Source organism: Streptomyces sp. VTCC 41912 (assembly GCF_045799175.1).
GTDB lineage: Bacteria > Actinomycetota > Actinomycetes > Streptomycetales > Streptomycetaceae > Streptomyces > Streptomyces albulus_C.
The window spans coordinates 283,568-296,332 of record NZ_JBJMAB010000004.1 but is presented as its reverse complement, the minus strand read 5'-3'; the positions used below and the strand labels follow the sequence as shown (position 1 = coordinate 296,332).

Here is a 12,765-nt window from a genome sequence, read left to right as displayed (position 1 = left end):
CATGTCGGACAACCCATGTCCGCTGGGCCGCCCGAGGTCCCCCTCGCCGAACCAGGCGTCGTGGGGCCGTGCAGGCAGGGTGAGGGAGGGGCCTTCAGTGGCGCCGAGAGTAACGGCCGAGGCAGCGGGCGAACGACAGGGGAAGCTCAAGGTCTTCCTCGGCGCCGCCCCCGGGGTCGGCAAGACGTACCGGATGTTGGACGAGGGACGCCGCCGTCTCCGGCGCGGCACCGACGTGGTGGTGGCCTACGCCGAGTGCCACGGCCGGCAGCACACCGAGGAGATGCTCGACGGGCTGGAGGTGGTGCCCAGACTGCACCGCGCCTACCGCGGCAGCACCTTCAGCGAACTGGACCTGGACGCCGTCCTCGCCCGCGGCCCCGCGGTCGCCCTCGTCGACGAACTGCCGCACACCAACGTGCCCGGCGGCCGCAACGCCAAGCGCTGGCAGGACATCGACGAACTGCTGGCCGCCGGCATCGACGTGGTCACCACCGTCAACGTGCAGCACCTGGAATCGCTCAACGACGTGGTCGAGAAGATCACCGGCGTGCCGCAGCGGGAGACGGTGCCCGACGAGGTGGTCCGCCGCGCCGATCAGATCGAGCTGGTGGACATGCCCGCCGAGGCGCTCCGCCGGCGGATGGCGCACGGCAACATCTACCAACCGGAGAAGGTGGACGCCGCGCTCGCGCACTACTTCCGCATCGGCAACCTGACGGCCCTGAGGGAACTCGCTCTGCTGTGGGTCGCGGGACGGGTCGACGAGACCCTCCAGAAGTACCGTTCCGAGCACGGCATCGGCACCGTCTGGGAAACCCGCGAACGCGTCGTGGTGGCGCTGACCGGCGGCCCCGAGGGCGAGACCCTGATCCGCCGCGCGGAGCGGATCGCGGACCGCTCGTCCGGCGGCGACCTGCTCGCCGTGCACGTCGCCCGCAGCGACGGCCTGGCCTACGCCTCCCCCGCCGCACTCGCCAAACAACGCGCCCTGGTCGAGAGCCTGGGCGGCAGCTACCACTCGGTGGTCGGCGACCACGTGCCCACCGCGCTGCTGGACTTCGCACGCGCCGAGAACGCCACCCAACTCGTACTGGGCACCAGCCGCCGCAGCTGGTTCTCCCGGCTGGTGGCGCCGCGCGGCATCGGGGAGGACACCGTCGAACTGTCCGGCGACATCGACGTCCACATGGTCACCCACGAGCGGGCCGGCCGCGGCCAGCGCCTGTCGATCCCCGGCCGCCAGCTCCCGCACGCCCGCCGCATCGCCGGCCCGGTCGCCGGCCTGGTCCTGCCCTTCGTGCTGACCGCCGTCCTCACCCACATCCGGGGCCCGCTCAACCTGACCAGCGAGGCCCTGCTCTTCCTGGCCACGGTCGTCGGCGTGGCCTGTCTGGGCGGTGTGGTCTCCGCGCTGCTCGCCTCCCTCACCGCCTCACTGCTGCTCAACTACTACTTCATCCCGCCCAGCCGCGAATTCACCATCACCGAGGCCAACAACGCGCTGGCACTCGCGGTCTTCGCACTGGTGGCCGTCACCGTGGCGGCCCTGGTGGACCGCTCCCTGCGGCTGTCCCGGCGCGCCGCCAGCGCCACCGCGGAGGCCGAGACGCTGTCCTCCATGGCCGGCACCATCCTCCGCGGCGACCAGGGGGTCTCGGTACTGCTGGAACGCACCCGGGAGACGTTCGGCATGGCGTCGGCCGAACTCGTACCGCGCGCCGAACAGGAGCCCGGGACCGAGGCGGAGGAGGAGGCCGAAGGGCTGGTGAAGGTGCCCGCGGGACCGGATCGCCTCCTCGTCCTGCGCGGCCGCCGCCTGCCGGCCTCCGAACACCGCGTGCTGACCGCCTTCGCCGCCCACCTCGCCGCCGCCCTCGACCACGCACGCCTGATGGAGGCCGCCGCCGAGGTCGAACCCGTCAAGGCGGCGGACCGCCTGCGCACCGCGCTGCTGGCCGCGGTCAGCCACGACCTGCGCACTCCGCTGGCCAGCGGCCGGGCCGCGATCAGCTCGCTGCGCAGCACCGACGTGGCCTTCACCGCCGCGGAGCGCGGCGAACTGCTGGCCACCGCCGAGGACTCGCTCATCGAACTCAACCGCCTGGTGGACAACCTGCTCGACATGAGCCGGCTCCGGGCCGGCGCCCTTTCGCTGCACCTCCAGCCCACCGCCTTCGCCGACGTACTGCCGCTGTCCCTGGCCACCCTGGCCGCCGCGCCGGTGCGGATCGCCTCCCGCGGCCTGGCGGAGGTCTGCGACGTCCTCGCCGACCCGCCGCTGCTGGAACGGGTCATCGCCAACCTCGTCACCAACGCGGTGCGCCACTCCGGCGCGGCGGAGTCGGTGCTGATCACCGCCAGCGCGATGGGCCCGCGGGTGGAGCTGCGGGTCATCGACCGGGGACCCGGACTGCGCCCGGAGGACCGCGACCGGATCTTCGTGCCCTTCCAACGGCTGGGCGACCGCGACAACACCAGCGGCCTGGGACTGGGCCTGGCGCTCTCCCGCGGCCTGGCGGAGGCGATGGGCGGCACCCTGAGCCCCGAAGACACCCCGGGCGGCGGACTGACCATGGTCCTCTCGCTGCGCGCCGCGACGGCGGGGGACGCGGTGGAAGCGGTCGAGGCCGACTAGGGCGGCCGACTAGCCCGGCCGGCGGGCGCGCCGGTCGGGCGCACGACGGAACACCAGACGGAAGGCCGACCACAGGAGGCGGGTCGATGGGCACGGGCGCCGTGGCCGTACTGGCGGGAATCGCCGCGTTCGGCGGTCTGTTGGGGATGCTCGCCGGCATCCACGGGCTCCGGCAGGTGCGACGGGTGCAGCGGACCGGGGCATGCGTGGCGGCGCTGGTCAAACGGCCCCCGGGCCGGGGTGCCGTCGAGCCGCCCCGGCCTCGCCCGCTGCTCCAGTTCGAGACCGAGGACGGCCGGGTCGTGGAGGTCGTCTGCCCCGTGACGCCGACCGCCCGCCACCGGCTCGACGACGGTGACCGGGTGCTTCTGCGCTACGACCCCGAAGACCCGCGCTCCGTCGTCGTGCAGGGCCGGGAGGGCCTGGGGCTGGAGCGGGCCTTCACCGCCGGCGGGGCGGTCGTCCTGCTGCTGTCGCTGACGCTGGTCGCGGTCGCTGCCGCGCGGGGGTGAGCGGCGGCCGCGCGTCCGGTGCGCGCGGTCGACCCGCCGGCGGAATCGTCAACGGGGTGCGTACGGACGGTGGCAGGACCCGACCCGACCCGGTAAGTTGCCTCGCGGAGTGCCGGGAAGTCTGGTCGGCGACGGTGCAAGGACAGCCGGAGCCAACGAGGGACGACCGCGTGACCGACCTGACTGCCATCCTCCTCCTCGTCGCGTTCGCCACGCTGGTGGCCACCGGCGCCCGCCACTGGCGGATCCCCGCCCCCTCGTTGCTGGTCGTCGGCGGGCTCCTCGTCGGGCTGCTGCCCTGGCTCCGGGGCGTCCAGGTCGCGCCGGAAGTGATCAGCGTGGTGGTGCTGCCGCCGCTGCTCCACGCGTCCGCAGAGGAGGTGCCGTGGCGCGAACTGCGGCGGGTGTGGCGGCCGGTGACGGTGCTCGCCTTCGGTCTGGTGCTGGTCACCGCGGCGGCCGTGGGGGTGGTGGCCTCCGTGGTCACGCCGCTCTCCCCCACCATGGCGTTCGTCCTCGGCGCGGTGCTGGCCAGCACCGATCCGGTCGCCGTCACGGCGCTCGGACGCAAGATCGCGCTGCCGCCGCGGATACAGGCCCTGGTCCAGTCCGAGAGCCTGTTCAACGACGCCACCAGCCTGGTGCTGTTCAAGGTGGCGGTGGGCACGGCCGTGGCGGCGCACGCCGTCTCCTGGAGCGCTGCCGGCGGCCAGTTCCTGGTCCTGGGCGGGGGCGGGGCATTGGTCGGCGGCGCCGTGGCCACCGTGGTGGCGCTGATCCGGCGCCGGACCGCGGACCCGGTCCTGGAGACGGTGGTGGCCCTCGTCACGCCGTACGCCGCGTACGTGCTCGCCGAGGACGTCCATGCCTCCGGCGTCACCGCGGTCGTGGTCGCCGGGGTGGTCCTCGGCAGCACCGGGCACAAACTGACCACTGCCGCCGTCCGCCTCCAGGTGCACGCCGTCTACGGCACGGTGGTCTTCCTCCTGGAGAGTGTGGTGTTCGCCCTGATCGGTCTGGAACTCCCGGCGCTGGTACGGCAGTTGAGTGCCGAAGACCGCGGTTGGCCGTGGGGCGTGCTCGCGGTGGCCGGCACCGTGATCGCCGTGCGGATGCTGGGGGTGCTGCCGCTCTCCGCCGTCATGCAGCGCCGCCGCGGCGACGGCACCGTCACCTGGCGCATTCCCGCGGTGGTCTCCTGGGCCGGTACCCGCGGTGTGATGCCCCTGGCGGCGGCGCTGTCCATCCCGTTGGCCGCCGATGACGGCAGTCCGCTGCCGCACCGCCCCCTGGTGCTCGTCCTGACCACCGGCGTGGTCGTGTTCACCCTCGTGCTGCAGGGCTTCACCCTCGCGTCGGTGGTGCGCCGGTCCGGGATCGCGCTGGAGCCGGAACACACCGCCCGGGAAGAGGCCCGGGCCCGCGCCGGCCTCGCCAAGGCCGGACTGGAGTGCCTGGACGGCCTCGACGCGGCCGAGGCGGCACCCGCCGTGCTCGTCGACCAGTTGCGCCGCGGGCTGCTGGCCCGCCTGGACCAGGCCGACGCCGGCCAGGACGACGAGGCCACGCCGTCCTCCTGGGCCTCGGCCAGCACCTATCGGGCGCTGCGCCGCACGGTGATAGCCGCGGAATCCGCGCAGCTCCAGCGGTTGTACGCGGACCACCAGATCAGCGACACCACCCGGCGTCGGCTGCAACGGAGCCTGGACCTCGAAGAGGCCGGACTCGGCGAGGACTGACCCGCTCGAACGGGGCGAACCTCAGAACCGGTCCGGGAACTTGACGCCGAGCACCAACAACCCCACCAGTGCCACTGCCACCAACACCCCCACGATTCGCTCCGCGCTCACCACGCCACCCCCGGCCCGGTCCCACCACGGCTCTGCACCACGGGTCTCCTCGTGCGTTCGTCCGATGCGGTCCGCTCCACGGTGGCGGCCGGCGCCGCCCGGTGTGCAGGCCGGCGCCCGTTCCCTAACGGAATCCGAACGGCGCGGCCGGCGACCCGGCCGACGGCGTCGGTCGCACGACGGGCGTCGCCGCGTCAGGCCCGTTCGGCGGCGCTGCGTTCGACGCAGAACTCGTTGCCCTCGGGGTCGGCCAGGGTCACCCAGCCGGTTCCGTCGGGCCGGCGGTGATCACCCACCAGCGAGGCGCCCAGGGCGAGGATCCGCTCCACCTCCTCGTCCCGCGAGCGGTCTTCGGGCTGCAGGTCCACGTGGAGCCGGTTCTTGACGGCCTTGGCCTCCGGCACCGTGACGAACAGCAACGCGGAGCCGGGAGCGGTGACCAACGCCTCGGGGTCCCCCGGAAAGTCGTCGTCGGCCAGCGAGCCGTCGAGGACCGCGGCCCAGAACCGTCCCAGGCGGTAGGCGTCGGAGCAGTCGATGGTGAGGTGTCGCACGAGAGATGCCATGCGGCGGACTATCGGTCAGTCCCGGGCCCCTGTCCAGCGGATTCCTCGTGCGCGCGAGCAGGGACCAAGGGGCCGTCGCGGTCCGGCACCCCAGCGCGTGACGCCACCCGGCGGCCCGCGGACCGGCGCGGCGGCGCGCGGTGGCACCGCGACTACCCGGTCAACTCACCTGCCTTCACGAGGAGTTCGGGGAGCGTCCCGGCGAAGGTCGGCAGCAACTGGAGGCAGCCGGCCCAGGCGTCGACGTGCGCGCCCAGATGCTCCTGGGTGAGGTCCGCGGCCCGGGCGCACACGGGCCGCCGCGGCTCGCCGGAGGGCTCGTCGGAGGGCTCGTCGGGGCGGTGGAGGTCGGCGTACTGCTGGAGGTTGTGCAGGGCGGCGCGGGCCGGTGCGGACCTGGTCAGGAGGTCGGTGTGGGTGAGGCGGCCATCGCCCAGCGCGTGCCGCAGCCAGTCCGCTCCGTGGACCGGGGTGGTTTCCAGCCCTGCCAGGAGCAGCGGGCGGGGGCAATCCGGTGCCGGCAACAGGGCGGCCAGCAACGCACCGTCGAGGGTGCCGGCGGCCCGCGCCGCGACGAGGGCGCCCCAGGGCGGTGCCAGGCCCTCGCTGCGCAGCCGCCGCAACCGATCCCCGGGCCGGGCGGTCGGCTCGCCGAGGTACGCCAGCAGGGCCGCCGGGGACTCCGCCGCGGCGAGTTCGGCGCGCAGTCGCTCCAGGCCGTCGGGCTCGTCCAGCAGCTTCTGCGTGCGGCGGCGGAGGGTCACCGGGAGGTGGCCCGTCGCCAGGAGCTCACGGACGGCCTCGGGACCGCCGTGTTCCCAGACGGCGACCAGGACCCGGAGTCGGGACGCCGGGAGGTGCAGGGTCCGGAGCCGGCCCAGGATCCGCCGGGCCACACGGACGTCGCCCGAGCCCAGGCCGGCCGTCAACCGTGTCCGGGCGTGGTCGGCGTCGGGGTCGTCGAGGGCCGCGAGCAGTTCTGCGGGGACCGGCCGGCTGCCGCCGGACCGGAGCCGACCGGACAGGATCCGTGCGCTCTCGGCCCGGTCGAGCCGGCCGTACCGGAACAACGTCGCGTCCACCGCGGGGTCGTCGAGGTCGAGGAGGTACTGGAGCTTCTCGTCGGCAAGGGCGTACCAAGCGGCCATCGCCACCTGCGCGGACGTGCCGTGGGCGGAGACCGCGGCGGCCCGGACGGTCGGTGACGGATCGTGGAAGACGAGGAGCTGTTGGACGGCCCGCGCGTCGAAGTGCGGGACGACCGCGCACTGGACTTCCTCGGGCACGGAAGCGAACGCCTTCAAGAAGGTGGGCCGGGCGTGCGCGGGCGCCTCGGGCGGGAACTGCGCCGGGACCGCTCGCGGCCAGGTGGTGTGGCGCTTCCGGGGCCCGTGTGGCGCGGTGGCGTCGGCGATGAGCTCGGTGACGCTGCCGCGGGCGGTGCTCAAACGGGCGTAGAACGTCAGCCAGTTGGCCGGGTCGGCACCGAGCGCGTCGAGGTGGTGCGCCAATGCCTTGCGGGTCGGCTCGTGGTCGAGCGGCAGGTAGGTCAGCACCGCTTCGGCCGGGCCGACCTCGGCCAGTACCCGCTCGACGGACAGCCGGCCGGCACGGATTCCGGGCTCCAGGCCGTAGAGGAACAGCGCCTTGCGCTCGTCGCCCTCCCAGGGCCTGGTGAACACCTCGAACGGCAGCTCGGCGGCGCACCGCGCGGTCTCCGTCGGGTCGTTGCGGAGGCTCTCCTCCAGGAGCTCGGTCGGGCAGCCCTCCCACCGGACGAGCAGGAGCAGCGGATCCTCGGCCCACTGGTCGTGGGTGGGGAGGTTGGCGCGGCAGAACGGCAGGCGCGCGTGTTCGCGCCGGATCAGCTCCCAGTCCAGGCCGTCCGGTTTGGTCGGGAACGCGTCGTATCCGCAGCGCAGCGCCGCCAGGGCGGAGCGGTGCTCGGGGTCGGCCCACTCGTCGGTGGGCCGGTGCCGCCGCAGCAGCGCCTCGGGGTCGGGGGCGGTCAGGGCCGCCCGCAGCAGGTCCGGCAGCCAGGGGTGGCAGGCGCTCATCGTGGGTGCCTGGTCGTGCAGTTGGAGGAAGTCGGCGAAGGGTTCGACGGTGCCCCAGAGGCCGAGGAGGTCCAGGCAGGCGTCGACGACGGCGGGTGGCGGGAGGTAGGCGTTGAAGGCGCCCAGGCCGAGGACGGACAGCCCCGCGAACCCGTGCGCCAACGCGAGGGACATGAGGGGGCCGTCGGCGTCGTAGGCCATCTTCAGCATGCCGTCGTCGGCGTACCAACGGGCGTCCCAGAAGTCGGCGGCGTCCAGGAGGACGGGCAGCAGTCCGGGGGCGTCCACCAGCGCGCGCACCGCACTGCCGTCGTCGGCGCGGTACTCGGCGTTCCACAGCGCCCGGCCGACCGACGGATCACCGGTCCGGGCCGCCGCGGCGAGCCACTCCACGGGGTCCGCCTCCAGCGCGGCACGCATCCGCGCGGCGTCCCCGCCCATCAGGTCGTCCACGATCTCCGCGGGCAGTCCCAACCGGTCGGAGAGGAGGGCGAGCAGGTGTCGCTGCAGGCGCTCGGCGAGCGCGTCGGCGGTGGCCGGCTCGGCCAGGCCGAGCGCCAGGCGGAGCGCGGAGCGGGAGCTGTCGCTCACGGTCGGTCCCTTCACGGCGGGGCTACGGCCGGCGCGGCAACGCACGCCGCACGGATCGGTCCCCGTACGCGCCGGCCCTGTCGCTCTTGATCGTGGCACGGCCCACTGACAGTGGCCGCGCCGAGGCAACGCCCCTGCCGTCACGGGGAGTTCCGGCCCACGGGAGAGGCGCCACTGACGCCTCTCCCGGCCCGACCGCTCGTGCACGCGGTCGCCGGCGTGCGTGAGCGCCTCGTCCCGGTCGGCGCAGCAGTGGCAGGCCGGGCCCGAGGACCGGCCTACGCAGCGCCCCAACGCTGCGACGTCTTCCCGGGCTCGCAGGCCGCTGTCGCCACGCCGCCGCCGAAGACGATGTCGAGGCACTGGTCGTTGGACACGCTGTACAGCGACCCTCCGGCGCCGGTGCGCCACACCTGGCCGGCTCCGCCGCAGGTCACCGACAGGGCGTTGTTGCCGGGCATCCCCGCCGTCAGGCAGTCGCCGGTGCGCCGGTTGACCACGGTGAACGTGCCGGCCGATGCGCGGTGGTACGTCCACGAGGCGGACGGGTCGCCCGTGCAGTCGCCGATGGCCGGGGTGTTGCCGTAGGCCGTCTCGATCAGGCACCGGCCGTTGCCGCCGTTCTTGAGCCGCTGGTACCCGGCCGGCGCGGGGGCCTGCGACGGCTGCCCGGTCGCCGTCCCGCCGGCACCGGCCGATCCCCCGGCACCGCCCGTCGCACCACCGCCGCCACCCGGGTCCTGCCGGGAACCCGACGAGGCGCCCTGGTCGCCTCCTGGGCCGGCGGCCCCGGTGGTCCCGTCCGATCCGCCGGGTTGCGAAGACTGCCCCGGCGTGGGCCGACCCGAAGGGCCGCCGGCTCGGCCGGCCCCCGAGGAGGGGGCCGTCGGGTGGAGCTGGGCGGAGACCGACGGGGACGGCGCCGGCCGGCCGTCGTCGTGCAGCGTCGACGCGTTCGGCAGGAGTTGCAGGGCGAGGGTGGTCCCGCCGCCCACGACGATGACCGGAACGACGGCGAGCAGGAGGCGTTTGCGTCGCCGCTCGCGGACGGGTCGGGGCGGGGTGGACGCCGCCGGCGGGGTGTGCGGGCCCTGCACCACCGGCTCCGGCGGCGCGGCGGGCACGGTCCCCGCGGGCCTGCCGGGTGCCGCGAGGACGGTGGTCCGGGCGTCCTCGGCCGGGGTCTCGGCGTCCTCGATCCGGGGCACCGCGGCCGCGAAGGCGGCACGTTCGGCCAGTCGTTCCGCGACCGACGACGGCCAGGCGGCCCCGGACGCCTGCCGTTCCACGGCCAGCTGGTGGAGCTCGGCCGCCGTGGGGCGTGCCTCGGGATCCTTGTCCAGGCAGGAGGCGACGACGCGGGCCAGTTCCGGGTCCAGGTCCCGCACCGGGTCGAGGTCCGGCTCGTCGTGCACGATGCGGTACAGCGTGCCCAGACCGGCCCCGTCCCCGAAGGGCGGGTTGCCGCTGGCCGCGAACGCGAGCAGCGACCCGAGCGCGAACACGTCCGTCGCACCGGTCAACCGCCGCTTGCCCGAGGCTTGTTCGGGCGACATGTAGGCGGGCGTGCCCACGATCATGCCGGTCTGCGTCAACCGGCTCTGGTCGACGGCCCGGGCGACCCCGAAGTCGATGAGCGTGACCCCGTCGAGGGTCAGCATGACGTTCGACGGCTTGAGGTCCCGGTGCACCATCTCGTGGGTCTGGACGCTCTTCAGGCCGACGGCCGCCGCACGCAGCAGCCGCCACAGGGCGTCGGCGGGCAGTCGGCCGCCGTGCCGCTCGACCGCCTCGCTCAGGGTGAGCCCCGGGACGTACGCGGTGGCGAACCACGGCGGTCGGGCGTCGCGGTCGCTCGCGAGCAGGGGCGCCGTCGCCTCCGCCGGCAGCCGCGAAAGGTTGTCCAACTCGTGCCCGAAGTGCCGCAGGAACGCCTCGTCTTCGGCGAGCAGCGGCAGGACCTGTTTGACGGCCGCGTAGCGCCCGTCCAGCAACCCCAGGTACACCCGGCCCATCCCGCCGGAGCCGAGCTTGCCCACCAGTCGGATGGTGCCGATCCGTTGCGGGTCCGCCTCGCCCAGCGGCTCCGCGCCGCTGCCGTCGAGGTCGAACCCCTCCCCCTTGTTGGTCATGCCCGGAAGGCTATCGAACGACGGAGCGACGGAACGCCCCCGGTCACGGCCGTCGCGGCACGCCCCACGGGGAGGTCCGGCCCGGACGGAGCTGCGAGCGGACCGGACAACTCCCCCTGATTGCAGCGGATTTACTCCGCTCGGCCAGGTCTGCACCGTCTCACGGTGACGGGGGCGGGCCGGGGGCGCGGCGGTTCGGCGACCGGGACACCGGACGTCCGTCCCGCCGCGCCGGCACTCATCCGGCGCGGTGCGCGCCCGCGTGGCGGGCGCGCCGGTCCGTCAGGATTCGGGCGCCGGGCGACGCTCGGCGGAACCGTTCCGGCGACGGCGGACCCACGCGGCGACGAGGGCCAACAGCTTGCGCAGCAGCTTGGGGCGCGGTGGCCCCGCCGCGGACAGGTCGGCTTCGGGTACGGAGGGCGAGGCTGCGCGGAGCGGGGTGGGGGCGGTGGGCTCGGGGTGCGGCCGGGCGGGCGGGGTGGCGTGTTGCGGGGGGACGGGGGCCGCCGGGCCCGGCGGCTCCGGCTCGTCGGCCGGTGCGGACGGGGTCGGCGGGTGGGGCTGGGGTCGGGGTGTGTTGCGGCGGGCCTCGGCGCGCACGAGCGCGCTGAGGGCGGCGAAGACGTCGACGGGCATGCCGGAACTCCTGCGGTGCGGATGGCGTGGATGCTGGTGCGACGGGCCGCGCGTGCCCCGTCCGCCGCATTGCGGGGAGGTCGGGGTGGGGTGCGCGACCAGGTCCGCTCAGCAGCGCAGCACGGTCATCCGCGTGGGCAGGCCGGTGGCTGCGGCCGGGAGCACGGCCCAAGGGCCGGCCTGGCCCGGCGCGTCCAGACACTCCGCGGCCGACGATTCCCGCAGGGCCTTGCCGTTCGCTCCGGTCGGGACGTGCGGGCGCAGATGGCAGGCGGTGGCGTGGCACAACCGCCGGAAGCCGTTGCCCGGCGGGTGGTGCGCGTCGCCCCGCGACGGCGCCAGTACGTGGCCCGTGGTGTCGCAGGTCCGCTCCGCGGCGTCCTCGGGAGCCGGGGCGCTGATCCGCGTGGGACAGGCGCCGGCTCCGGACGCCGTGGCGTCGGCGTAGCCGGCGGCCAGGGCGGTGAAGAGCAGGGCCAGCAGCGCCAGGAGGAGGAGCATGCGGCAGCCGCCGGTCGCCGCTGAGCGGCCGGTGCTGGCGGTGTCACGCATGCGGATCTCCCAACGCTCTTCCGGGGAAGGGATCCCCTGGGAGAGATCGGGACATTCGGGAGAGAGGGGAAAGTATCCGTTATTCCACTCGTTCCGGCTATGGGTCGTATGTGTGACCCCATGCCAACGGGAGGGAACCGCCGCTGCGCCGCTCCCGTCCGGAACGCGCCGCCGGGCCCCGCGGAGCGGCACGTCACAGGTGCTGCTCGGCGGGGCCCGGCGGGCCCGGAACGCTCGTTCAGAGCGGGCGGGTGAAGGTGACCCGGTCCAGCTCGGGGCCGTCGTAGTCCGCGATCGGGGCGGAGTTGGTGAAGCCCATGGCGTTGTGGAAGGCGATGGAGCGGGCGTTCTGGGGCGAGGTGATCGCCTTGACGAGGGTGCGGCCGTCGGCACGCGCCCGCTCGAAGAAGCGTTCGTAGAGGTGGCGGCCGAGGCCGGTGCGGCGCCATGCGGGGGCGACGCCGGTGAAGTGGATGTACGCCTCCTCGGGCTTGGACGGGGAGAGGAATCCGATGACGAATCCGGCCAGTTCGCCGTCCCGCTCGGCGATCAGGCTGGTCTCGAAGAAGTGGCTGACGAAGACCCGCGTCAGGTCGCGGGAGGCGGGGCGGCCCCACCAGTCGTCGACCACACCGACGAGGGCGTCGAAGTCCTCCGGCTTCGCCGCGCGGGTCGTGAACGGCTCCAGGACCGCCGCGGTCGGAGCGTCGAGCTTCTTGCGGAAGACCACCCGGTGCTGCTCGGGCCCGTCGTAGTCGCGGTGCACGGGCACACCGTCGACCTCGTGGTCACCGGGGTCCAGCTCGAACCCCATGGCCTTGTGGAAGGCGATGGAGCCGGTGTTGTGCGGTGAGGTGATGGCGGACACCTCGGTGCGGCCGGCCGCGGCGGCCCGCTCGAAGAAGCGGGTGTAGAGCCGGCGGGCGATGCCCTGCTGGCGCAACTGCGGGTCCACGCCGACGAAGTGGACGTACGCCCGGTGCCCGTCGTCGGCGGAGTGGAAGCCGACCAGGAACGCCCGGATCCCGGTCTCGTCCTCCAGGATCAGACTGGTCCCGGCGAAGTGCTGGAGGAACAGCCGCGGGAGCAGGAGCGACAGCTCCCGCGCCTGTTCGGGGGTGCGGGAATCGCCCCACCACTTCTGGACGCACTCCACGAGCGTGGAGTGGTCGGCCGTGCGGGCCCGGCGTACGTGGTACATGCCCTGCCTTTCCGTCGGTGCGGTCGT

10 protein-coding genes are annotated in these 12,765 nt (G+C 74.4%); 3 read left to right on the top strand and 7 right to left on the bottom strand.

Features of this window, described 5'->3' with window-relative positions; all coding sequences use genetic code 11:
- The first annotated feature begins 97 nt into the window (after window positions 1-97).
- From ACJ6WD_RS08595 to ACJ6WD_RS08585, 3 genes are all read left to right on the top strand, one after another.
- Window positions 98-2,638 (top strand): ATP-binding protein, encoded by a 2,541-nt coding sequence (locus tag ACJ6WD_RS08595; RefSeq protein ID WP_233655581.1) that lies wholly within the window; start codon window positions 98-100, stop codon window positions 2,636-2,638.
- Window positions 2,639-2,724: 86 nt separating this feature from the next.
- On the top strand, window positions 2,725-3,150 hold the full coding sequence (locus ACJ6WD_RS08590; RefSeq protein ID WP_331248286.1) for a DUF3592 domain-containing protein: 426 nt from the start codon (window positions 2,725-2,727) through the stop codon (window positions 3,148-3,150).
- 170 nt (window positions 3,151-3,320) lie between these two features.
- The gene (locus ACJ6WD_RS08585) at window positions 3,321-4,889 is read left to right on the top strand and encodes a Na+/H+ antiporter (protein WP_233655583.1); all 1,569 of its coding nucleotides are present in this window, start codon (window positions 3,321-3,323) and stop codon (window positions 4,887-4,889) included.
- 21 nt (window positions 4,890-4,910) lie between these two features.
- Here the strand turns inward: ACJ6WD_RS08585 and ACJ6WD_RS08580 are convergent, their stop codons facing one another.
- The 7 genes from ACJ6WD_RS08580 to ACJ6WD_RS08550 all read right to left on the bottom strand — a co-directional run bounded on the left by ACJ6WD_RS08580 (window position 4,911) and on the right by ACJ6WD_RS08550 (window position 12,738).
- A complete protein-coding gene (locus ACJ6WD_RS08580) occupies window positions 4,911-5,000 on the bottom strand; it encodes a K(+)-transporting ATPase subunit F (RefSeq protein WP_233655584.1) in 90 nt (29 codons plus the stop codon).
- 194 nt (window positions 5,001-5,194) lie between these two features.
- A complete protein-coding gene (locus tag ACJ6WD_RS08575) occupies window positions 5,195-5,566 on the bottom strand; it encodes a VOC family protein (RefSeq protein ID WP_275467125.1) in 372 nt (123 codons plus the stop codon).
- 152 nt (window positions 5,567-5,718) lie between these two features.
- Window positions 5,719-8,214, bottom strand: a complete 2,496-nt coding sequence (locus ACJ6WD_RS08570) for a hypothetical protein (RefSeq protein ID WP_407615427.1) — start codon at window positions 8,212-8,214, stop codon at window positions 5,719-5,721.
- A gap of 278 nt (window positions 8,215-8,492) precedes the next feature.
- Complete coding sequence (locus ACJ6WD_RS08565) at window positions 8,493-10,346, bottom strand: protein kinase domain-containing protein (protein WP_407615426.1); 1,854 nt, start codon at window positions 10,344-10,346, stop codon at window positions 8,493-8,495.
- 282 nt (window positions 10,347-10,628) lie between these two features.
- Window positions 10,629-10,985: a hypothetical protein gene (locus ACJ6WD_RS08560; RefSeq protein WP_233655588.1), complete on the bottom strand. Its 357-nt coding sequence runs from the start codon at window positions 10,983-10,985 to the stop codon at window positions 10,629-10,631.
- A 108-nt stretch (window positions 10,986-11,093) separates the two neighbouring features.
- Window positions 11,094-11,537: a hypothetical protein gene (locus ACJ6WD_RS08555; protein WP_233655589.1), complete on the bottom strand. Its 444-nt coding sequence runs from the start codon at window positions 11,535-11,537 to the stop codon at window positions 11,094-11,096.
- Between the two features lie 238 nt (window positions 11,538-11,775).
- Window positions 11,776-12,738: a GNAT family N-acetyltransferase gene (locus ACJ6WD_RS08550; protein WP_376446008.1), complete on the bottom strand. Its 963-nt coding sequence runs from the start codon at window positions 12,736-12,738 to the stop codon at window positions 11,776-11,778.
- Window positions 12,739-12,765: the final 27 nt, after the last annotated feature.